Origin of the sequence: Buttiauxella cochleicola (assembly GCF_021282405.1) — a bacterium.
Taxonomy (GTDB): Bacteria; Pseudomonadota; Gammaproteobacteria; order Enterobacterales; family Enterobacteriaceae; genus Buttiauxella; species Buttiauxella massiliensis.
In genome coordinates this window covers 69,742-92,546 of record NZ_JAJSOU010000005.1, presented here as the reverse complement: position 1 = coordinate 92,546, position 22,805 = coordinate 69,742, and the positions used below count along the sequence as shown (strand labels likewise).

Below are 22,805 nucleotides of genomic sequence, written 5' to 3'. Positions count from 1 at the left end.
ATCAGTCGGCCAGAAAAATCTCTAATAACGAATTCAAAAACAGCTTTCCGTGCTCGGTAATCTGCCAAAAATCTTCTGTCTCAACCAAATAATCCTTCGCAATTGCTTCGTCTAACTGCGCACGAATCACCGACTCATCAAGCCCGGTATACAGGCTAAATTCGTTGCGTGGCGCTGCTTCCAGCAGGCGGAAACGGTTCATAAAGAACTCGAATGGCTTGTCGGCTTGTTCAACATCGTGCTGCTTATCGAGGTATTTACCTTCCATATAACCGCGCGGATGGCGTGTTTTTGCGGTGCGCAAAATACGGCCGTCTGGAAATGTAACTTTACCGTGCGCACCGCAGCCAATCCCCAGGTAATCACCAAAGCGCCAGTAGTTCAGATTGTGCTGGCATTGGTAACCCGGTTTTGCATAGGCTGAGGTTTCATATTGCTGATATCCCGCAGCGGTCAACAGCTTGTCGCCTTGCTCGAAAATATCCCATAACGCGTCATCATCCGGCAATTTTGGCGGGCGTGAGCTAAACAAAGTATTCGGCTCAATCGTCAGCTGATACCACGAAAGATGCGGAGGATTGAGCTCAATCGCCTGGCGCAAATCGTCGAGCGCCTCTTCCAAAGATTGATCCGGCAAGCCGTGCATGAGATCCAGGTTAAAGCTGCGCAAGCCAAGCCCGCTAGCCAGATGTGCTGCACGCTTTGCTTCGCCAGAATCGTGAATACGCCCCAGGCGCTTGAGTTTCGGTTCGCTGAAACTCTGCACACCGATAGAAATGCGGTTCACGCCGGCGCGCTGGTAACTCACGAAACGGTCTGCTTCTACCGTCCCGGGGTTAGCTTCCATTGTGATTTCCGCATCAGCTGCCAACGGCAGGCGAGCACGCACACCGTCGAGCAGGTTTTGCATCGCCTCGCCTGAAAGCAAACTCGGCGTACCGCCACCAATAAAGATGGTCTTTATTTCACGTCCTTGTGCCATTGGCGCGTCATTTTCCAGATCGCGCAACAGGTGGGCGACATACTCGTCGTGCGGTACGTCGCCTTTGAGTGCATGAGAGTTGAAGTCACAGTAGGGGCACTTCTGTACGCACCACGGGATGTGAATATAGAGACTCAGAGGTGGCAAATTAGCCATTTTTCATTGCTTCCAGTAACAGTTTTAGTGCGCGTCCACGGTGGGAAATCGCACGTTTTTCATCACGAGTCAGTTCAGCGGCAGTTTTGCCTTCACTCGGGACGAAGAAAATAGGGTCGTAGCCAAAGCCACCCTGGCCTGCAGCTTCGTGGGTAATCTGACCTTCCCAGCAACCGTGACACACGAGTGGCGTTGGATCTTCTGCGTGGCGCATATACACCAGCACACAATGGAATCGCGCTTTACGTTGCTCGTCCGGCACATCTTTCAATGTAGTGAGTAACTTTTCCAGGTTCTGCTGATCTGAGGCATCAACACCTGCATAGCGTGCGGAGTAAATCCCCGGCGCGCCACCCAGCACATCAACAGCCAGACCGGAGTCATCGGCAATTGCAGGCAGGCCGGTAACTTGTGATGCATGGCGTGCTTTCAGAATCGCATTCTCGATAAACGTCAGGCCGGTTTCTTCGGCTGACTCAACGCCCAGCTCAGTTTGCGCCACCACATCCAGACCAAAATCGCCCAGTAAATCGGCGAGTTCACGCACTTTACCGGCGTTACCGGTCGCGAGGACAACTTTTTGCATAGTGAGAAAATCCTGTGAAATTGGCTAATTATTCGAGCAAAGCCGCGACTTCCGTCGGGATGTGTTGCGGGTCGATAATCTTAATTTGTTTATGACGGCCCAGTTCGCCTTTCTCAAGCAGCACCTGGCTTTTGGCAACTTTGAACTGCTTAGCCAGGTACTTTACCAGATGGGCGTTGGCTTTGCCGTCTATCGGCGGGGCGGTGATGGCGACTTTTAGCTCGTCGCCATGCAGCCCGATAATACTATCCCGGCTGGCTTTAGGCTGAATATACAGCCGTAAAACCAGCCCGTCAGAGTTAAGACTCACTGCACTCACAGCAAATACCAAAGCCCCGGGAACAAGTCCATGCCGAGGTAATTCAGCGCATAGAGAATCAAAATGACGATCATCGCTGAAAAATCGATGCCACCCATGGCTGGAAGCACGCGGCGAATTGGCGCCATCATAGGCTCAGTTAGTTGCATCAAAACGTATTCAATTGGGCTGCGGCCCTGGCTTATCCAGCTCATCAGCGAGCGGATAATAATCACCCAAAACACCAGCGTACCGGCGGATTTGAGCAGTGATAACAAGCCAACAAGCAAGTTCATCGGGTCAAGCGACAATGCGCCAACCTGAATGAGCAGCAAAACCGGGTACTTCAATGTGGTGAGAATAAACGCCAGCAACAATGAAGATGTATCAATCGGGCCAATGGATGGAATTACCCGGCGCAGTGGCCCGACAATCGGTTGAGTAATCTTGACGATAAACTGTGCAAAAGGATTATAAAAATCACAACGTGACCACTGCATCCAGATGCGAATCAGCAGCACCATTACATACAGTTCAATCAGCGTTTTGACCAGGAAAGTCAACGTCAGCATGGCGTTCCTCAACAATTATAATGAATTAACGAGCAGGGTAATCCCGCGCGCCGAAAATAGCGGTTCCAATGCGCACCATGGTGCTGCCTGCAGCAATCGCGGCGTCCATGTCATCGGTCATGCCCAGGGACAACGTATCAACCGTTGGATAACGGTTTTTGAGCGATGTGAAAGCGTCTGCCATTTTCTGGCAAACCGCTAACTGATGCTCGTAATCAGGTTCAGGGGCAGGAATTGCCATCAAACCTCGTAACACCAAACCCGGCAGAGCAGCGACATCAGCCGCCAGTGCATCAAGCTCACTGAGCGCAATGCCGGATTTGCTTTGCTCATCACTAATATTAATTTGAATCAGTACGTTAAGCGGCGGCAGATCAGTTGGGCGCTGTTCGCTCAGGCGAGTTGCAATTCGCAAACGATCGACGGTGTGGCACCAGTCAAAATGTTCAGCAACCAGACGGCTTTTGTTCGACTGCAATGGGCCGATAAAGTGCCATTCCAGTGGGATCTCACCGTTTTCGGTAAAGTAACGAATTTTGTCCACGCCTTCTTGCACGTAGTTTTCACCAAAAATACGTTGTCCGGCAGCAACGGCTTCTGCGATGGCACTCGCAGGCTTAGTTTTGCTGACTGCAAGCAGAGTAACTTCTTCTGGAGCACGGCCGCAGCGTTCAGTTGCCGCCAGGATTTTGTTCTGAACCTGTGCCAGATTGTGCGCTATCTCGTTCATAGGTTGGAAAGTGATATGGATATCGAAGAAATTGTGGCCCTTAGTGTAAAGCATAATGTCTCTGATCTACACCTGTGCGCGCAGCTTCCTGCTCGCTGGCGCAGACGAGGGCGGCTTGAACCTGTGCCTGAAAACGCGCCAGCCCCAGCAACATTGCTGGGTGCCTGGCTGACAAACGGGCAAAGAGAAGAGCTGGAAGAGCATGGGCAATTGGATTTTGCTGTCACCCTCGCGAGCGGTACGCGGCTGCGTGCCAATGCTTTTCACCAGTTGCAGGGGGACTCACTCGCACTGCGGATACTCGCTTCCCACACTCCAAAAATTGAGTCGCTAAATATTCCTGCCATCGTCCCGGAATTACTAAAATCTGCTGATGGATTGATTCTGGTAACGGGGGCCACAGGCAGTGGGAAATCCACCACGCTTGCCGCAATGGTAGACCACCTAAATCATCAGCTCGACGGGCATATTCTCACACTGGAAGATCCTATCGAGTTTGTTCACTACTCGCAGCGTTGTTTGATTCAACAGCGGGAGCCTGGTCGGCATTGCCGATCGTTTGCCGCCGGTTTACGTGCGGCACTTCGCGAAGATCCAGACGTTATTTTGCTGGGGGAATTGCGCGACAGCGAAACTATACGCCTTGCGCTTACTGCAGCAGAAACCGGGCATCTGGTATTAGCCACACTCCATACTCGCGGGGCGGCGCAAGCCGTGGAGCGTCTCGTAGACGTCTTTCCCGCAGAAGAAAAAAACATGGTGCGTAGCCAACTGGCGGGCAGTTTAAAAGCAGTGCTGGCGCAGAAATTATTGCCTGATAGCCGTGGAGGGAGGGCGGCAGTGTTCGAATTACTGGTTAATACACCCGCCGTGGCGAGCCTTATCCGTGAAGGGAAAACCCACCAATTACCGGGGCAGATTCAAACTGGACAGCAGTATGGCATGCAAAGTTTTGCTCAAGGTGAAGCGGTGTTACGTGCGGAAGGTCGTATTGCCGATGGGGAAAAAAATGATGGTTAAAATTATTGCCTCTGTGTGTATTGGTGTGTATTGTTTTTCCGTCAGGAGAAAACCATGAATTCTTCTGACCTTATTAAGGAACTGAAGGCCGCAGGATGCGAACCCGCCAGAAATTCTGGAGGCAGCCACTGGATATGGTGGTCGCCAAATACTGGGAAAACTTTCCCGGTTCCGCATCCAAAGAAAGATCTTCCCATTGGTACTGTCAGATCCATTCGTAAACGCGCGGGAATATGATTCCCAACTCACGGAGATTACCTATGTTTTTTTCTGTTGGCGTGGAGATGCCTGCAAACGAGAACGAAGCGTTCGGTCTGGTTGTGCCGGCGTTATGCAATGATGAGTTTGGCTGTGTATCAGCGGCAGATTATCAGGATGAAATCGCAGAAATGGTACGCGAAGCCATTTTGTTGATTGTTGATCTAATGGTTGAGCGCGGTATGGATATCACCCAGCTTAAAGATGCCGGGCCATTCGTCTACGCGGCAAATCCAGAATATGCGTATTGTAGCCAGTGGCTGCTCGTGGATGTGGATTTGTCAGCCCTGGAAGGAAAGCAGCAGCGGATCAATATTTCACTGCCAGATGCCCTTTTGGAACGAATTGATAACCGTGTAAAACAGCCATCATCGGGTTACCGGGATCGCAGTCATTTTCTGGCGGTCGCAGCAAGGCATGAGTTGATTAATGAGTCTTCAGATATGCCTGACAACAAAAAAGACTAAGGATTATAGTCAAACCAGCTTTCAAGAATGATAACCGCCGATGCAGAGTCAATACTGCCTTTATTGAGGGCGCGGAAACCGCCGTGCTCGAATAACCCAGCGCGTGCTTCCACGGTGCTGAGGCGTTCATCCTGCAAAGAGACTTTTACGCCAAAGCGGCCATGCAGGCGGTTGGCAAATTTACGTGCACGTGCGGTGAGTGGTTGCTCGGTGCCATCCATATTCAGTGGCAAGCCTACGACGACTTCATCGGGTTGCCACTCTTTGAGGATTTTCTCGATAACGTTCCAGTCGGGTGTGCCGTCTTGTGCTTTCAGTGCAGTTAAGGGGCGTGCCGTCCTGGTAATGCGTTGGCCGATGGCGACACCAATACTTTTGGTACCGAAATCAAAGGCTAATAAAGTTCCACTGCTCATCAGGCGTGTCCCGCTTCACTTGGCATGTTATGGATATCAATGCCGATTAATTTTGCGGCTTCACGCCAGCGTTCAGAAATCGGGGTGTGGAAAAGAATAGAGGCATCTGCCGGAGCTGTTAGCCACGCATTGTCCAGAATCTCTTGTTCCAGTTGGCCTTTTTCCCACGAGGAATAACCGAGTGCGACAATCACATCCGCAGGCTGTTTTGCCGTGCCGATGGTTTCCAGGACATCGCGAGATGTGGTGATCACCGTGTCATCTGAAATACGGATACTGGAGGCGAAACAGTCTGGGGCGGAATGCAAAATAAAACCACGGTCTTCCGCCAGCGGGCCGCCAATAAAAACAGGCTTATCAAGGCGAATAGCTGGATCACGTGGCTCCGGGTCGATCTTTAGTTTTTGCAGGACACCGTCAACCTTGAGATTTTCGAGGGGTTTATTAATGATTATCCCCATCGCACCGTCTTCGTTGTATTCGCAAATATAAACGACAGCACGCTTAAACAATGGGTCCTGGAGCGCCGGCATGGCAATTAGAAAGTGATGCTGTAAATTCATTGTCAGAGGTTCTGGTTCCGGTTGAAAAAGCGAGCAGTCAGTTTATCACTACTGAGCGGGCTAAACCCGCTCACAGGACTATTTTGCCAGACGTGTCTCGATAGCATCAAACAACATGCCAGTTATAGAAACCGGGAATTCAGCTTCGATTTCACGAATACAGGTTGGACTGGTGACGTTAATCTCAGTCAGGCGATCGCCGATGATATCCAGGCCAACAAAAATCAGCCCTTTAGCTTTAAGCGTTGGGCCAACACGACGGGCAATTTCCCAGTCGCTATCGGTCAACGGACGCGGTTCGCCACGGCCACCAGCTGCCAGGTTACCACGAGTTTCGCCACCTTGCGGAATACGCGCCAGGCAATACGGCACAGGTTCGCCATCAACCACCAGAACACGCTTGTCGCCATCGACAATCGCAGGCAGGTAATTTTGCGCCATGCAGTAACGGTTGCCGAGTTCAGTCAGCGTTTCCGCGATAACACCAATGTTAGGGTCACCTTCTTTAACACGGAAAATTGAAGCACCACCCATGCCATCTAACGGCTTGAGGATGATGTCGCCGTGCTTTTGCCAGAATGCTTTAAGCTGCGCTTTGTTGCGTGTCACCAGCGTTTCTGGCGTCAAATCAGCAAACCAGGCGGTGAACAGCTTTTCGTTACAATCGCGCAGACTTTGCGGTTTGTTAACGATCAACGTGCCTTGTTCTTCGGCGCGCTCAAGAATATACGTCGCGTAGATAAATTCGGTATCAAACGGAGGATCTTTACGCATCAGGATGACGTCGAGATCGGCAAGCTGGATGTCTTGCTCACTACCAAATTTGTACCATTTATCGTAGTTCTGCTCGACAGTGACCAGGCGAGTGCGTGCGTGTGCTTCGCCGTTGATCAAATACAGATCGGCCATTTCCATGTAATGCAGTTCATAACCACGGCGCTGTGCTTCCAGCAGCATGGCAAAGCTTGAGTCTTTCTTGATGTTAATGTTTGCGATGGGGTCCATCACGATGCCGAGCTTGATCATTGTTTTTCTCCATTAAAGCTGGCTACAGGGCGTTATCGTTGCGGGCAGTCTGGGTGCGGACAGCGCGCAGTATTCGCAGCGTACATTAGTACGTGAGAATGCGAGCACTGCCCAAGGCCAGAATGGCAAAAAAGATAGCCTTGTACCAGTTTTTAGCCCAGGTCGCCAAAACGCACTTGCAGCGCGGTAATGGCGGTGAGCGCGGTAGTCTCAGTACGCAGAACGCGAGGTCCCAACAGAATATCAGTAAACTGGTGACGTGCGGTCATGGCAATTTCATCCGCCGTTAAACCGCCTTCTGGGCCAATTAGCAGGCGCACACGTTCAACAGGTTGCGGCAAGGTATTAATACTGGCGCTGGCACGAGGATGCAGATTGAGCTTCAGACTCGCATCTTCTTCAGCACACCACACTTCAAGATCCATCGCCGGGCGCACTTCCGGCACGATATTTCGACCGCATTGCTCGCAGGCTGCAATAGCAATTTTCTGCCACTGGCCGAGCTTCTTATTCAGGCGCTCGGCATCCAGTTTTACGCCACAGCGTTCGGAAAACAAAGGCGTAATCACGTTCACACCCAGCTCGACTGCTTTCTGAATAGTGAATTCCATCTTTTCACCGCGCGACATCACCTGACCGAGATGTAGATGAAGTGGGGACTCACGGTCATCAACATTTGCGCTCAGGACTTTGACCCGCACGCTTTTTTTATCGGCCTGAACAATTTCAGCCTCAAAAATCTGATTGCTGCCGTCAAACAATTGCAACGCGTGGCCTGCACTCATGCGCAGTACGCGACCAACATGGTTTGCTGCATCTTCGCAAAGCGCGATGTCCTGGCCGACGGAAAGGAGTTCAGGGTGATGAATGCGGGGTATACGCATGGTTTTTAATATCCAAAAGCGGGAACAGTGATAACAATTCCCGCTAGTGTAGGTTAGCTGTTTTGTGCCTGGCAAGCCCGCAGCACATAAGGGTTATGATTGCCCTGAACTTTAGCGATGCGTTCGTCGCGCTCACACTCCCAGGTGGTGACTGGATATTGCTTATTCCACGCCTCAAATAGTTGGGTTTGCTGGCGAGAAAGGTTGAGCTGATATTGGTCACGCATATAGAAGTAGGTGCGGGCGATGGCACCACGGGCACGCTCTGGTGGCTCGGCAATCTTCTCTTTAAAGTCCACTTTCATGGCACATTGTCCATACTGGCCTTCACCGCCATTCCACTGGCTATACATAAAGTTGTTACGGTCAGCATTAACTTCACCAACCGCCGGTTGCAGGTTATGCATATCGCTTTCCATCTTGCGATATTCCGGGTCTTTAGCGCAGTTTTTACGGCCACCATCTTGCCAACACTGGCGCTGATGGCCGAATTGCCAGGCTGGAACAACATGTTCCCATTCGATACGTGAGGCGCGGTTTTCATTTTTACGCACTTTGTAGCCGCATGACGCTAGATCGGGAACACCTTTTTTCCCTTCCCAGTTAATTTTACATCCGCAATAGAAATCACCTGGCGCGTCGGCATTCACTTTGACGCCAGCCGCTTTTGCCTGAGAGAAATTATTGATACCGGCGCTGAACGTAGAGAAAGAGCAGAGGGCTGCAACAAGTGCAACAGCCAAAGAAATTTTGCGAGACATTTCCAGAATCCTTTTTAAAACGTGCTCGCACGGTACTTGAAGCTTTATTGGGATTCAATAAGCTAAATCAGGAAACTTTATGAATAATATTTTTAATTACAGGGAGTTGTAACGTCAGATTTTAACAGGTCGCCACATTGCACGCAGCGGTATTCTGATTCGCCGCGCAAAACTTTGTTATGACGGCGCACCGTCAACTGATGTTGTTGGCAACGGCAGCGATACGGGAAGGTGTTTTTGCGAACGGATTGCACTTCAAACTTATGTGTCCGGCGGGCAGGAACACCAAGCACTGTTTCCATCATCCATTTCCACTCTTTGCCATGTGGCGCAGCGCGACCAAAGTGTTTCCACACCAACAAATGAGCCAGTTCGTGCGGCACCACCTCATCAATAAAGGTTTGCTGGTTTTCCATTAACAACACCGGGTTGAGGCGGATTTCGTAGCTATCCATCCATGCGGTGCCCGCAGCCGTGCCTCGCTGCTGATATACCAGCTTCGGTTCCGGGTAGTTACGGCCTAAGTGCAGATTTGCCTGTTGAAGCTTTTCCCGTAGGCAACGCATAACGGCTTGTTGGATGGCGATGGGGAGTCTTGGGGATTTCATAGCGGCAAAGAATAGTGCGAGGTGGTACAGGGTGCAAGCCCTTCTCCCGTTAAGGAGAAGGGCGGCTATTGCTTAGTTGTGAGCACCAATCTCACGTAACCGGCGACCTTTCATCAGGTTACGTTCGATGTGTTCCAGGGAAACGTGTTTAGTTTCCGGAACCAGCCACACAGTGAGAACAATAAAGAACAGGTTCAACGCGGCGTATACCCAGAAGGTATTCGCATTGCCCAGCGTGTTAAGCATGGTCAGGAACGTTGCACCGACAATCATGTTCGCAATCCAGTTGGTGGCGGTTGAGCAAGTGATACCAAAATCACGCCCTTTAAGCGGCTGGATTTCAGAACACAGTACCCAAATCAGCGGGCCGGCACTCATTGCAAAACCAACGATAAACATCAGCAGCATGGCGATAGCGAAGTATTGCGCACCCTGGGAATGAATGCCGACGTGGAGCATCGTACCGAGAATGCCCATGCCCACGGCCATAACCATGAAGCCCAGTACCAGTGTAGGTTTACGGCCCCAACGGTCTACCAGACCAATCGCAATGAAGGTTGCCAGTACGTTGATAAGCCCAACGATAACGGTGCCCCACATTTGCTGGGTGGTATTGGTGAAGCCGGCAATTTCGAAGATTTTCGGTGCGTAATACATGATGACGTTCATACCGGTGAACTGTTGCATCACCTGAAGCAGAACACCCAGGAACACGGCACGACGGAAGTGGCTGTTTTCTTTAAATAATGACCATCCGCTTTGTTTCACCTTCAGGCTTTCACGGATTTCTTCCAGTTCGCGTTTTGCTTCGGCACTGGTGTCACGTAAGCGCATCAGGACACGCTCAGCATCATGGAAGCGACGTTTTGCGGCGAACCAACGTGGGCTGTCTGGCAGGAAGAAGACGCCAACAAGCAAGATCAACGCAGGAATGGTGATAACACCCAGCATCCAGCGCCATGAGCCGTTATAGCTGAAAGCTGTATCGGAAAGGTAAGCGCCAAGAATACCGATGGTAATCATCAACTGGTACATCGAGATCATGCTGCCACGGATTTTCTCAGGAGCAATTTCTGACAGGTAAAGCGGGGCGGTATAAGACGCAACACCCACGGCCAGGCCGAGCAATACACGGGAGAGAATCAGAATTTCAGTGTTCGGTGCAAAAGCCGAGCACAGTGAACCTGCAACGAAAAGTACTGCGCCAATCATCAGGCTGTATTTACGCCCGATGCGGAAGGAGAGCCAACCGCTGCCAACGGCACCGACAGCGGCACCAAACATCATCGAACTCACAACCCACTCTTGCTGGTGCGCAGTTATCTGGAAATCTTTAGCGATAAACGGTAACGCACCGGCAATCACGCCGATATCGAGGCCAAATAACAAACCGGCCAGGGCTGCAAGAAAACAGACAAAAAAGGTCATGCTTTTGTTCGAGCGCCCTTGTTTTTTTATTTCAGGCATAGTGCTCTCCAGTTGAATAATTTGGGGGATATCTCGCTATTAAGGTTAGGTTAACGCGACGTAAAATTGTGTGATTCAACTCACGTTAGTGTAATCGGTTACACTAGTGTCAAGAACTGTATGTATAATTTATTTAATTAAAACAGTGAATTGAGTGTAGAAAATAAAACCAAAATTTTCCATGCAAGACTAATCTGAAATGTTTTGTAACTAGCGCAGCAACAAAATGTTGTCATGCAGAACTGTCTTAATTAATGCCTTGTTAACGACAATGTAACCGTTTCCACTGGTGTTGTTTGTTACGAGAGATTTTGCGGGAAGAGGGTTTAAGTACTGAAGGGGAGTGAAAAATGAAAAAGGCCAGCGAAGCGCTGGCCTTTAAAGTTTGATGGTGAATTGGCGAGGAGTTATTTCAGGCCAGCAGCATCACGCAGCAATTCTGCTTTGTCGGTTTTTTCCCAAGGGAAATGCTCACGACCAAAGTGACCGTATGCTGCGGTTTCTTTGTAGATTGGGTGCAGCAGATCCAGCATCTGAATCAGGCCGTACGGACGCAGGTCGAAGAACTCACGTACCAGCAGGGTCAATTGCTCGGTAGAGATTTTCTCAGTACCGAAGGTTTCAACCATGATGGAAGTTGGCTCAGCAACGCCGATTGCGTAAGAAACCTGGATTTCACAGCGGTCAGCAAGGCCAGCAGCAACGATGTTTTTCGCCACATAACGTGCCGCATACGCTGCAGAACGGTCCACTTTAGATGGATCTTTACCAGAGAATGCACCGCCGCCGTGACGAGCCATGCCGCCGTAGGTATCAACGATAATTTTACGACCGGTCAGACCGCAGTCACCCATTGGGCCACCGATAACAAAACGGCCTGTTGGGTTGATGTGGTATTTAGTGGAAGCATTCAACCATTCTGCTGGCAGAACTGGCTTGATGATCTCTTCCATCACAGCTTCTTGCAGCGTTTTAAGCGCAACATCTTCTGAATGCTGAGTAGACAACACAACCGCATCGATGCCAACGATTTTACCGTCGTCATACTGGAAGGTGATCTGGCTTTTTGCATCCGGACGCAACCATGGCAGTGAGCCATTCTTACGAACTTCAGCCTGGCGTTGAACCAGACGGTGTGCGTAAGTGATTGGCGCTGGCATCAGCACGTCGGTTTCGTTGGTCGCATAACCAAACATCAGGCCCTGGTCGCCTGCACCTTGCTCCAGCGGGTCAGTACGGTCAACGCCCTGATTGATATCCGGGGACTGCTTACCGATAGCGCTCAGCACTGCGCAAGAGTTGGCATCAAAGCCCATATCAGAATGCACGTAGCCGATTTCACGAATCGTTTGACGAGTGATCTCTTCGATATCAACCCAGGCGCTGGTGGTGATTTCACCGCCAACCAGAACCATGCCGGTTTTCACGTAAGTTTCGCAAGCTACGCGCGCTTTTGGATCCTGTTCCAGGATCGCATCAAGCACCGCATCGGAGATTTGGTCAGCGATTTTATCGGGATGCCCTTCTGATACAGACTCGGACGTAAAGAGGTGTTTGGCCATGTTTTATTCACCCTAAGAGAATTAGGTTAGTGCAGACTGCTGTTTATCGGCGCTCGAACCAGTGCGATGTACTGGTAACTTGAGTTTTCACCACAGGTTTCATTTCAGGCAGTCTAACAGTTAATCGGTATAGATGGATTAACATCTGGACGTCTATTCTAGGTTATCCATTAATCAGATTACCAGTGATTTTTACGCCTGCAAGTCTGCGCAAATAATCTCGGGTGGCAAATTTTACTGACAGTGCCGCAATCCAGGGATTTTTACTTTGCAATTTGCGTCTGTTATCGGTATAAAGCGGCGCGCGCGGCTCATTCAACAAGCACACAGTTTTTGTGTTGCCCACTTCCAGCCGGGTTGAGCAAATTTCTGAGCTTTGGCTTGTCGCATACCCAAACCGTATGCGTGGAGGTGATACGATTGAAAAACCGCTTTAATTCGCAAACTCTGGCGACCGTCCAGGTCGTGCATATGCTCCTCGCATCCAGCAATTCTTTGCTACAGCTGCATTCCTTCCGATGTTATTCCCATCTTGGCGCATCGATGGATTCTCGGGCCGGTTTTTAAACCCTCGAAATTCAGAACTTGGGCTCTCTTGTCATCGATAAGAGTATTCTCGTGGTTTCGCCGCTCCGCGCAACGGAGTTCGGTTACGTGTTTTACTATGATATGAAAAAGAAACCGGTCGCACAGTTAGTCTGTCAGCGTCTTATGCTGCTTTTACGCGCTGTTAATGGGTTGTTATTGCGGGATACCCCTGCGATAGTAGTCAACTGTTTTGCACATTCGTTTAAATTTGAGGTTCGCCATGTCTGACAAAATCTCTTCTGTTTCGGGTTCGTCAGTGGGCGAGCAGGATGTACACCGCTCCATGCAGGAGGTTGCCATGAGTTCCCAGGAAGCCAGCAAGATGCTGCGTACTTACAACATTGCCTGGTGGGGCAATAACTATTACGACGTCAACGAACTCGGCCACATTACCGTTTGCCCGGACCCGGATGTCCCGGAAGCGCGTGTTGATCTCGCTGAACTCGTAAAAGCCCGTGAAGCACAGGGGCAGCGTTTACCTGCACTGTTCTGCTTCCCGCAGATTTTGCAGCACCGCCTGCGTTCTATAAATGCAGCGTTCAAACGTGCTCGTGAATCCTATGGCTACAACGGCGACTATTTCCTCGTTTATCCAATCAAAGTGAACCAGCACCGTCGCGTAATTGAATCACTGATTCATTCCGGTGAACCTCTGGGCCTGGAAGCGGGTTCTAAAGCGGAACTGATGGCGGTTCTGGCCCATGCCGGTATGACGCGTTCAGTTATTGTGTGTAACGGCTATAAAGACCGTGAATACATCCGCCTGGCGTTGATCGGCGAGAAGATGGGCCACAAGGTTTATCTGGTCATCGAGAAGATGTCAGAAATCCGCATCGTACTGGAAGAAGCAGAGCGCCTGAATGTAGTGCCACGTCTTGGCGTGCGTGCGCGTCTGGCGTCACAAGGCTCCGGCAAATGGCAGTCTTCTGGTGGTGAGAAATCCAAATTTGGCCTGGCAGCAACGCAGGTTCTGCAACTGGTTGAAATGTTGCGTGAAGCCGGACGTATCGACAGCCTGCAATTGCTGCACTTCCACCTCGGCTCGCAAATGGCAAACATTCGCGATATCGCCACTGGCGTGCGTGAATCTGCCCGTTTCTACGTTGAACTGCACAAGATGGGCGTCAACATCGAATGCTTCGATGTCGGCGGCGGTCTGGGCGTGGACTATGAAGGCACGCGTTCTCAGTCCGATTGTTCGGTCAACTATGGCCTGAACGAATATGCGAACAACATCATTTGGGCGATTGGCGACGCGTGTGAAGAAAACGGCCTGCCGCACCCAACGGTTATCACCGAATCTGGCCGTGCTGTGACCGCGCACCACACCGTTCTGGTGTCTAACATCATCGGTGTTGAGCGTAACGAATACACCACGCCAACGGCTCCGGCTGCAGATGCGTCCCGTGCGCTGCAAAGCATGTGGGAAACCTGGGGCGAAATGCATGAGCCGAACAACCGTCGCTCGCTGCGTGAATGGCTGCACGATAGCCAGAATGATCTGCATGATATCCATACCGGTTACTCAGCGGGGAGTTTCTCCTTGCAAGAACGTGCCTGGGCGGAGCAGCTTTATCTGAGCATGTGCCATGAAATTCAGCGTCTGCTCGACCCAAGTAACCGTGCGCACCGCCCAATCATCGATGAACTGCAAGAGCGTATGGCGGATAAGATTTACGTCAACTTCTCGCTGTTCCAGTCGATGCCGGATGCGTGGGGCATCGACCAGCTGTTCCCGGTGTTACCGCTTGAGGGGCTGAACCAGGTTCCTGAGCGCCGCGCGGTACTGCTGGATATCACTTGTGACTCAGACGGTGCTATCGATCACTACATCGACGGTGACGGTATTGCGACGACCATGCCGATGCCAGAATACGATGCAGAAAATCCACCGCTGTTGGGCTTCTTCATGGTTGGCGCATACCAGGAAATTCTGGGCAACATGCACAACCTGTTTGGTGATACCGAAGCGGTTGACGTGTTTGTCTTCCCTGACGGCAGCGTAGAAGTGGAGCTTTCTGATGAAGGCGATACCGTTGCTGACATGCTGGAATATGTTCAGCTTGATCCGAAAACTTTGCTGAAGCATTTCCGCGATCAGGTTAAACAGACCGATCTGGATGCGGCATTACAGCAGCAGTTCCTCGAAGAGTTTGAGGCTGGGTTGTATGGCTATACTTACTTAGAAGACGAGTAAATTACGTAGAGTAATTAGTGTACAAATAAAGCTGCATTGGGCGATAATCCGCGCCAACAAGCAGTCTGAACGAATCCAGTCCCTTCCTCGTCGGGTTTAACGACGCGGCGGGGACTTTTTTTTGCTAAATAATCATCACCACGAGGTCAAACCATGAGCACCTTAGGCCATCAGTACGACAATTCCCTGGTATCCAATGCCTTCGGTTTTTTACGTTTTCCGCTGAACTTTATGCCATACGACAGCGATGCTGATTGGGTTATCACTGGCGTTCCTTTTGATGCGGCAACGTCTGGCCGTGCAGGTGGACGCCATGGCCCTGCGGCAATCCGTCAGGTGTCTACCAACCTGGCATGGGAAGGCAATCGCTTCCCGTGGAATTTCGATGTGCGCGAGCGTTTGAATGTTGTGGACTGTGGCGACCTGGTTTACGCCTTCGGCGATGCGCGTGATATGAGCGAGCGCCTGCAAGCTCACGCCGAAAAACTGCTGGCATCTGGCAAACGTATGCTCTCTTTCGGTGGTGACCACTTTGTGACTTTGCCGCTATTGCGTGCCCACGCAAAGCACTTCGGTAAAATGGCGCTGGTACATTTCGATGCGCACACCGATACCTATGCGAATGGTTGCGAGTTCGACCACGGCACCATGTTCTACACCGCACCTAAAGAAGGTTTGATCGACCCGAACCACTCTGTGCAAATTGGTATTCGTACTGAGTTCGATAAAGACAACGGTTTCACCGTGCTGGATGCCGGCCAGGTTAACGACCGCACTGTTGACGACGTACTGGCTCAGGTTAAGCAGATTGTTGGCGATATGCCGGTTTATCTGACCTTTGATATCGACTGTATCGACCCGGCTTTCGCACCAGGTACAGGTACTCCGGTTATCGGTGGTTTGACGACTGACCGCGCGCTGAAACTGGTCCGTGGTTTGAAAGACCTGAACATTGTGGGTATGGACGTTGTGGAAGTGTCTCCGGCTTACGATCAGTCTGAAATTACTGCGTTGGCTGGTGCGACGTTGGCGTTAGAAATGTTGTATATCCAGGCTGCCAAGAAAGGCGAGTAATCAGGCTATTTTACTTGCCATTTTGAACCCGGGCAGTGCTCGCCATCCTCACGTACTGAGTGTACGCTCCGGTGGCTGCGCGCGGTCCGGGTTCAAACTGTCTGCGACAATAACGCCTGAAGTGCTTATTAGTTGACTGAAATTACTTCAAACCATCCGCCGCCATACGGTCGCGAATATGTTGCGCACGTTCGGCTGAAGCGGGGTGGTCATCAAGCATTGAGCTTTGGCGGCCTTCTTCTGCTTTCGCTAACTTCTCAAAACTGGTTGCTAGGCCAATTGGGTTGATTCCACGTTTCCTCAACAAATCATACGAGTAGTCATCAGCTTCAGACTCCTGGCGCTGGGAGAACTGCGCATTCACGAGCTTCTCACCCAAATCACCCAGTTGTGACTGCGATAAACTACCAATCACACCGCCCGCTGATGCTGCTGCTACGCGTGCTGCGTTAGTACCCAACGCAACCTGCATCCCTTTCTTCACATGGCCGAGCGCGACGTGACCCATTTCGTGGCCGATAACTGCTTCGACTTCGTTATCGTTCATCATGTCCATCAGGCCGCTGTATACGCGGATACAGCCGTTAGCCATGGCAAAGGCGTTCACATCTTTGGTGACATACACCTTGTAGTTCACCGGCATGCCGTTGATGTTGTCGCCCAGGGCTGAGGAAATTTTGCTGAGACGTTTAGCATATTCGCTACTGGCTGGTGCGATGCTGGCTTTGCTGTCGAGCTCCGCACAAGATTTGTCACTCAACTCTTTCACCTGCGCATCACTTAATGTGTACGCCTGAAATGCTTCCGCACCGGAAGCGAGCAGACCGTTAGAGTCCATGTTCTGGCAGCCGCTCAGTAGGGCAGCAACGCTCAGGCTTAATAAAATTGGGCGCAATTTCATGCCAATATCCTTAATTAGTGATAACTGCTCAGAGGTGATTTAGCCACAAACCATTGGCTAGTCGCTTCAGTATAAAGAAGTTAGCCAAACTCGCGCATCAACTTGCGCAACATGCGAGCTGGTTCCAGAGATTTCTTAACCAGACAAAAGGATGCTCCATGTACATGGCACATCGCTTGCGGTACATTGATGGCAATTTTTTGGGCGTAGCCCATAACGCATAGTAGTCAAGGCCTGACCTTCAACCATCCGATCTGGAGTCAAAATGTCCTCTCGTAAAGAGCTTGCCAATGCTATTCGTGCACTCAGCATGGACGCAGTACAAAAAGCCAAATCCGGTCACCCGGGCGCCCCTATGGGTATGGCCGACATTGCCGAAGTCCTGTGGCGCGATTTCCTGAACCATAACCCGCAGAACCCTGCATGGGCTGACCGTGACCGCTTCGTGCTGTCTAACGGCCACGGCTCAATGCTGATCTATAGCTTGCTGCACCTCACAGGTTATGACCTGCCGATTGAAGAACTGAAAAACTTCCGTCAGCTGCATTCCAAAACTCCGGGTCACCCGGAAGTGGGCTACACCGCGGGTGTTGAAACCACAACTGGCCCGCTGGGTCAGGGTGTTGCGAACGCAGTGGGTATGGCAATTGCTGAACGCACCATGGCAGCACAGTTCAACCGTCCAGGTCACGACATCGTTGACCACTTCACCTACACCTTTATGGGTGATGGCTGCATGATGGAAGGTATCTCCCATGAAGTTTGCTCTCTGGCGGGTACGCTGGGTCTGGGTAAACTGGTTGCCTTCTATGATGACAACGGTATTTCTATCGACGGCCACGTTGAAGGCTGGTTCACAGACGATACCGCAAAACGCTTTGAAGCCTACGGCTGGCATGTAGTGCGCGGCGTTGACGGTCACGATGCAGACGCAATCAAACGCGCTGTTGAAGAAGCTAAAGCGGTTACTGACAAACCTTCATTGCTGATGTGCAAAACCATCATCGGTTTCGGTTCGCCAAACAAAGCCGGTACGCACGATTCCCACGGCGCACCTTTGGGTGACGCGGAAATTGCACTGACCCGTGAAGCTCTGGGCTGGAAACACGCGCCATTCGAAATCCCGTCTGAGATTTATGCTCAGTGGGACGCGAAAGAAGCAGGCCAGGCGAAAGAAGCGGCATGGAACGAGAAATTCGCTGCATATGCTAAAGCCTTCCCGCAAGAAGCTGCTGAATTTACCCGTCGTATGAAAGGCGACATGCCAGCTGATTTCGCAGCTAAAGCGCAAGAGTTCATCAAGAACCTGCAAGCTAACCCTGCAAAAATTGCCAGCCGTAAAGCGTCTCAGAACACCATCGAAGCATTCGGCCACCTGCTGCCTGAATTCCTCGGCGGCTCCGCTGACCTCGCGCCTTCTAACCTGACTATCTGGTCTGGCTCTAAAGCAATCAATGAAGATCTGGCCGGTAACTACATCCATTATGGTGTACGTGAATTCGGTATGACGGCGATTGCGAACGGTATCGCGCTGCACGGTGGTTTCCTGCCGTACACCTCTACCTTCCTGATGTTTGTTGAATATGCACGCAACGCGGTGCGTATGGCAGCTCTGATGAAGCAACGCCAGGTGATGGTCTACACCCATGACTCAATCGGTCTGGGCGAAGATGGCCCAACTCACCAGCCTGTAGAGCAGCTTGCTGCCCTGCGCGTGACGCCAAACATGAGCACATGGCGCCCATGTGACCAGGTTGAATCTGCGGTGGCGTGGAAATACGCTGTAGAACGTCACGACGGCCCGACCGCGCTGATCTTCTCCCGCCAGAACCTGGCACAGCAGGATCGTACTGAACAGCAACTGGCGGATATCGCTCGTGGCGCATACGTTCTGAAAGATTGTGCAGGCACGCCTGAGCTGATTCTGATTGCAACCGGTTCTGAAGTTGAACTGGCTGTTGCAGCCTGGGATCAACTGACTGCTGAAGGCATCAAGGCGCGCGTGGTTTCTATGCCGTCTACCGATGCGTTCGACAAACAGGATCCAGCGTACCGTGAAGCCGTGCTGCCGAAAGCAGTTGCTGCGCGTGTTGCTATCGAAGCCAGCATCGCTGACTACTGGTACAAATACGTTGGCCTGAACGGCGCTGTTGTGGGCATGACCACCTTTGGTGAGTCAGCACCTGCTGAGCTTCTGTTTGAAGAGTTTGGTTTCACCGTTGCAAACGTAGTGAAACAGGCTAAAGCCGTTCTGTAAAACGTCATACATGAAAGGCCAGCAAGATAGATTGCTGGCCTTTTTTTTATCTGTTGTTGATAACGCAATTGAAAATCATTATCATTCACATTCGTAAATAAATGTGAATCTAAGTAAATGAATCGACATACTTTGTACGGATACCAAAAATCGGGCTTCATTGCTTTAACCATCGCACTATTGATGAACTCACTGAGCGCGAGCGCTAAACCACTCCCTGAAAAGGATTTTCTTACCGTCCCTATGGGAAATGGCGTGTATGAGTTGGCATATGACGCCTCTCAAAACGTTCTGTTCGCCGCCTCTGCCCCTTCGTTTGATAAAGATAAAACTGATGGTCTTGTCTATAAACTGAACCCAGAGACGCTGAAGACAACGGGAAAAATCACTACTGAGCGACGCGCATTTGCCACTGTGCTGGATGAAGAAAACCATATTTTGTATATCGGTAACACCCTTGAAGGGTCCGTCACTCTTATCGATACACGCACTGATAAAGAGATTAAAACGGTTCAACTGAGTGATATCAGCAATCCCAAAGAAATCGTTCACACCCGTGAAATGGCGCTCGATAAAAAACACCAGCGCTTATATGTCTCCGGCGTTGCTCAGCAAGGTATTATTTGGGTTATCGACACGCAAAAACAACAGCATATTGCGACCATTGAAAATATGGGTGAATATCCAACCGGGCTGACTGTCGATGAAGATAAAGGGCGAGTTTATGCTGTAAACGGCAGTGGGGAATTTATTACGCTTGATGCCAGCGATAATAAAATTATTTCACGTGTTAAAGTTGACCCCCAGAAAAAACACTTCTTCTTAAATATCGCGCTGGATAATAAAAAAGAGCGTGCATTTATTACCGATCCCGATTTACCGGATGTGTTGGTGGTTTCACTAAAAGACGGGAAAATCATTGATCGTATTAAGGTGATTAACTCTCTGGCAGTGATGTACAACAGTGGCCGCAACGAAGTTTATATCACTCACCGTAATGCACAGCTGATAAGCGTTGTCGACGGCGACACTTACAAAGTAAAAGCTAGCATTACGACGTCGGCCTTGCCTAATAGCCTTGCGCTTTCAGCAGATGGCCACACTCTTTACGCCAGCGTGAAACAGGGCGAAAAAGAGATGGGCAAAAAACCGGATTACATTATTAAAGTCAATCTCGACAAAATCTAATCCACTTTTAATTAAAAGAACAATAAAGCCCTGTGGTGAAAATTCACAGGGCCGGCAGGCTTTTTTCAATATCTCAGGTAATTAAAAAATGGGAAATAATAAGCGGTTGGTGTTGGCACGCACAGTGGCAGGAATAGCGGTGCTGGCTGGAGGCTCAATGCTTACAGTGTTAGCCGAGGGAAATAACGCTTCTCTTAACGAAAATGAAGATCAAATGGTGGTGACTGCGTCGGGTTTTTCTCAGCAGAAAAAAGATGCCCCAGCCACCATTTCCGTTATTGACCGAAAACAGCTCGATGAAAAACCAAACAGAAATGTTGCCGAAGCTATTCAGGATTTACCAGGCGTTAATATCGGTAGTGGTTCGAGTGATATGGCGACCGGCAGTATTATGATGCGGGGTATGGACTCAAGCTATACCGCGTTTATGGTCAACAGCGTCAAACAAAATACCGGTGAGTCGCGCCCTTATGGGCAAGATATTGGTGCTGAAGTTAATTTCCTGCCACCGATGGAAGCTATCGAACGAATTGAAGTGATTCGTGGGCCCATGTCATCGTTGTATGGCTCCGATGCGATCGGTGGTGTGGTTAACGTTATCACCAAAAAACCTTACGGCGTGCAGGACTGGACCGGAGCATTGGCGGCCAATACTTTCCTTCAGGAAGACAGTTCATTCGGTAATACCAACCAGATGAATTTGTTCGCCATGGGGCCTATTGTGCCCGACGTGCTGGGTATTAGCGTCGCCGCCGACTGGCTTAATCGTCGCGACGACGAGCGCAATAATTACTTCAGCAAGAACGATCGTAAATCAATTGATATGACCGTAGGCCTTGCGGCCAATGAAACAAACTTATTTGATCTGAACGTTGTCTCCGGCGAGCAAAAGAAAAACCGCGATAATGCACCGTGGATGTGGAAGTTTGATCGTGATGCGGTGACGCTAAGCCATAGTGGTTGGTACGCTGAAGACACTATCGCGACAAAAAACTACATCAACTACGAGAAAGGGCGCTCAAAATACAGCCTGGATGGCGATGCTCCACAGTACATTGAGACCGAAAACTACGTTGCCAACAGCCAGACGACTTTCACATTCGATAATCACAAACTCACCGTTGGGGCTAACTTCACGCGTGAAGAACTTAACGACCAGTTCGCTGTTTCCAGTAAAGAAGCGCCTGGCGTTGAACCGGTGACCAAAATCAGTCGCAATGGTTGGGCGCTGTTCGCTGAAGATGGTTGGCAAATTGGCGACTTTACGCTGACCACATCCGCACGTATGGATCGCGACAACTATTTCGGTACACACATCACGCCAAAACTTTATGGCAACTGGGCGATTACGGATGCCTGGGCTCTGAAAGGCGGTGTATCCGCAGGCTATAAAAAACCTGAGCTGCGCGAAACCTCCGCTGATTTTGTTACGCCACGTGGCTCATTACCGCCGTACCCGTATTTGACCGTAGGTAACGATGACCTGAAACCAGAGAAAAGCGTCAACTCCGAACTCGGCCTGTACTGGGCAGGAGAGAGGCTGGCGTTAGACGGCACGGTTTTCTATACCCAATTCAAAGATAAAATCTCCGAAGAGACGATTTGCGAAACGACGGCGACTAACCAGTGCCAGATGAACGGCTATAAAGCAGACTCCATCAGCAAATACTTTAACGTCGGCAAAGCCGATGTCTATGGTGTTGAGCTTAATGCGGACTGGCAGATGACTGAAACGGTAAAAGCTAACGCAAACTACACCTATAACCACAGCGAGCAGAAAACAGGCGTAAATAAAGGCTACGCGCTAAACGACTACCCGAGCCATATGGCAAACGTGTCGCTGACCTGGTCGGCTACCGAAGCGTTGGATTTGTGGAGCAAAGCGAATTATCGCAGCAGCAACCGCGATACTGGCGATCATATTGACTACGAAGCCTGGACGATGGTTGATCTCGGCGCGCGTTATCAGTTGAACAAGCACACGCAGTTGATGGCAGGGATTTACAACATGTTTGATGCCGATCCACAACGCATCACCCAATGGGGTGATTACGGGCTGGTCGAAGGGCGTCGCTATAACTTGGGTGCTCGAATCGAATTTTAATTGAGTGCATATATTCAGTGCATAAAGGACAAACGCTGCTCGGTGGTGGCGTTTGTCCTTCATCTTTTAATCCGATCATGCTCTAAAGCCTGTGAGTATGAGTGGTTGCTTGTTTACGCTGGCTACTATTCGTCCTTAGC

General features: G+C 50.5%; 23 protein-coding genes. 9 read left to right on the top strand and 14 right to left on the bottom strand.

Going from position 1 to position 22,805, the window contains the following annotated elements:
• Nucleotide 1: 1 nt before the first annotated feature.
• The 5 genes from hemW to LVQ79_RS08245 are packed head-to-tail and all read right to left on the bottom strand — an operon-like array spanning nt 2 to nt 3,324.
• The gene (gene hemW / locus LVQ79_RS08265; RefSeq protein ID WP_232864570.1) at nt 2-1,138 is read right to left on the bottom strand and encodes a radical SAM family heme chaperone HemW; all 1,137 of its coding nucleotides are present in this window, start codon (nt 1,136-1,138) and stop codon (nt 2-4) included.
• Entirely contained in the window at nt 1,131-1,724 is a 594-nt protein-coding gene (locus tag LVQ79_RS08260; protein WP_232864569.1) for an XTP/dITP diphosphatase, read from the bottom strand. Before LVQ79_RS08260 ends, hemW begins: the two co-directional genes overlap by 8 nt.
• A gap of 28 nt (nt 1,725-1,752) precedes the next feature.
• Complete coding sequence (gene yggU / locus LVQ79_RS08255) at nt 1,753-2,043, bottom strand: DUF167 family protein YggU (RefSeq protein WP_064513708.1); 291 nt, start codon at nt 2,041-2,043, stop codon at nt 1,753-1,755.
• The gene (locus tag LVQ79_RS08250) at nt 2,040-2,594 is read right to left on the bottom strand and encodes a YggT family protein (RefSeq protein WP_232864568.1); all 555 of its coding nucleotides are present in this window, start codon (nt 2,592-2,594) and stop codon (nt 2,040-2,042) included. The genes yggU and LVQ79_RS08250 overlap by 4 nt, the downstream gene beginning before the upstream one ends.
• Nucleotides 2,595-2,619: 25 nt before the next feature.
• Entirely contained in the window at nt 2,620-3,324 is a 705-nt protein-coding gene (locus LVQ79_RS08245; protein ID WP_232864712.1) for a YggS family pyridoxal phosphate-dependent enzyme, read from the bottom strand.
• Between the two features lie 15 nt (nt 3,325-3,339).
• Between LVQ79_RS08245 and LVQ79_RS08240 the strand changes: the two genes are divergently transcribed.
• The 3 genes from LVQ79_RS08240 to LVQ79_RS08230 are packed head-to-tail and all read left to right on the top strand — an operon-like array spanning nt 3,340 to nt 5,069.
• Nucleotides 3,340-4,344: a type IV pilus twitching motility protein PilT gene (locus tag LVQ79_RS08240; protein ID WP_232864567.1), complete on the top strand. Its 1,005-nt coding sequence runs from the start codon at nt 3,340-3,342 to the stop codon at nt 4,342-4,344.
• 54 nt (nt 4,345-4,398) lie between these two features.
• Complete coding sequence (locus tag LVQ79_RS08235; RefSeq protein ID WP_151993150.1) at nt 4,399-4,581, top strand: type II toxin-antitoxin system HicA family toxin; 183 nt, start codon at nt 4,399-4,401, stop codon at nt 4,579-4,581.
• Nucleotides 4,582-4,604: 23 nt separating this feature from the next.
• Entirely contained in the window at nt 4,605-5,069 is a 465-nt protein-coding gene (locus LVQ79_RS08230) for a type II toxin-antitoxin system HicB family antitoxin (protein ID WP_232864566.1), read from the top strand.
• Here the strand turns inward: LVQ79_RS08230 and ruvX are convergent.
• From ruvX to metK, 8 genes are all read right to left on the bottom strand, one after another.
• Nucleotides 5,066-5,485, bottom strand: a complete 420-nt coding sequence (gene ruvX, locus LVQ79_RS08225) for a Holliday junction resolvase RuvX (RefSeq protein WP_034457792.1) — start codon at nt 5,483-5,485, stop codon at nt 5,066-5,068. The two genes, LVQ79_RS08230 and ruvX, sit on opposite strands and share 4 nt — an antisense overlap.
• A complete protein-coding gene (locus LVQ79_RS08220; protein ID WP_151993152.1) occupies nt 5,485-6,048 on the bottom strand; it encodes a YqgE/AlgH family protein in 564 nt (187 codons plus the stop codon). The genes ruvX and LVQ79_RS08220 overlap by 1 nt, the downstream gene beginning before the upstream one ends.
• Before the next feature lie 78 nt (nt 6,049-6,126).
• Nucleotides 6,127-7,074 (bottom strand): glutathione synthase, encoded by a 948-nt coding sequence (gene gshB / locus LVQ79_RS08215; protein WP_232864565.1) that lies wholly within the window; start codon nt 7,072-7,074, stop codon nt 6,127-6,129.
• A 152-nt stretch (nt 7,075-7,226) separates the two neighbouring features.
• Entirely contained in the window at nt 7,227-7,958 is a 732-nt protein-coding gene (gene rsmE, locus LVQ79_RS08210) for a 16S rRNA (uracil(1498)-N(3))-methyltransferase (protein WP_151993154.1), read from the bottom strand.
• 53 nt (nt 7,959-8,011) lie between these two features.
• A complete protein-coding gene (gene endA, locus LVQ79_RS08205) occupies nt 8,012-8,719 on the bottom strand; it encodes a deoxyribonuclease I (RefSeq protein WP_232864564.1) in 708 nt (235 codons plus the stop codon).
• A gap of 92 nt (nt 8,720-8,811) precedes the next feature.
• Entirely contained in the window at nt 8,812-9,327 is a 516-nt protein-coding gene (locus LVQ79_RS08200; RefSeq protein ID WP_232864563.1) for a SprT family zinc-dependent metalloprotease, read from the bottom strand.
• A gap of 72 nt (nt 9,328-9,399) precedes the next feature.
• Nucleotides 9,400-10,794: a sugar porter family MFS transporter gene (locus LVQ79_RS08195; RefSeq protein WP_151993157.1), complete on the bottom strand. Its 1,395-nt coding sequence runs from the start codon at nt 10,792-10,794 to the stop codon at nt 9,400-9,402.
• Between the two features lie 407 nt (nt 10,795-11,201).
• Nucleotides 11,202-12,356 (bottom strand): methionine adenosyltransferase, encoded by a 1,155-nt coding sequence (gene metK, locus LVQ79_RS08190; protein WP_034457781.1) that lies wholly within the window; start codon nt 12,354-12,356, stop codon nt 11,202-11,204.
• A gap of 669 nt (nt 12,357-13,025) precedes the next feature.
• Here metK and yqgB point away from each other — a divergent pair.
• The 3 genes from yqgB to speB all read left to right on the top strand — a co-directional run bounded on the left by yqgB (nt 13,026) and on the right by speB (nt 16,215).
• On the top strand, nt 13,026-13,172 hold the full coding sequence (gene yqgB / locus LVQ79_RS08185; RefSeq protein WP_147295624.1) for an acid stress response protein YqgB: 147 nt from the start codon (nt 13,026-13,028) through the stop codon (nt 13,170-13,172).
• On the top strand, nt 13,165-15,141 hold the full coding sequence (gene speA, locus LVQ79_RS08180; RefSeq protein ID WP_151993158.1) for a biosynthetic arginine decarboxylase: 1,977 nt from the start codon (nt 13,165-13,167) through the stop codon (nt 15,139-15,141). Before yqgB ends, speA begins: the two co-directional genes overlap by 8 nt.
• 153 nt (nt 15,142-15,294) lie before the next feature.
• Entirely contained in the window at nt 15,295-16,215 is a 921-nt protein-coding gene (gene speB / locus LVQ79_RS08175; protein ID WP_120064867.1) for an agmatinase, read from the top strand.
• A 142-nt stretch (nt 16,216-16,357) separates the two neighbouring features.
• On the opposite strand, the gene loiP is transcribed toward speB, so the two are convergent.
• A complete protein-coding gene (loiP, locus tag LVQ79_RS08170; protein ID WP_034457774.1) occupies nt 16,358-17,116 on the bottom strand; it encodes a metalloprotease LoiP in 759 nt (252 codons plus the stop codon).
• 265 nt (nt 17,117-17,381) lie between these two features.
• On the opposite strand from loiP, the gene tkt reads away from it, so the two are divergent.
• The 3 genes from tkt to LVQ79_RS08155 all read left to right on the top strand — a co-directional run bounded on the left by tkt (nt 17,382) and on the right by LVQ79_RS08155 (nt 22,665).
• Nucleotides 17,382-19,373 (top strand): transketolase, encoded by a 1,992-nt coding sequence (gene tkt / locus LVQ79_RS08165; protein WP_232864562.1) that lies wholly within the window; start codon nt 17,382-17,384, stop codon nt 19,371-19,373.
• A gap of 117 nt (nt 19,374-19,490) precedes the next feature.
• Nucleotides 19,491-20,561 carry a 7-bladed beta-propeller protein YncE gene (gene yncE, locus LVQ79_RS08160; protein WP_232864561.1) on the top strand — a complete coding sequence of 357 codons (1,071 nt, stop codon included), beginning with the start codon at nt 19,491-19,493 and terminating at the stop codon, nt 20,559-20,561.
• Between the two features lie 157 nt (nt 20,562-20,718).
• Complete coding sequence (locus LVQ79_RS08155; RefSeq protein ID WP_370639841.1) at nt 20,719-22,665, top strand: TonB-dependent receptor domain-containing protein; 1,947 nt, start codon at nt 20,719-20,721, stop codon at nt 22,663-22,665.
• The last annotated feature ends 140 nt before the right edge of the window (nt 22,666-22,805 follow it).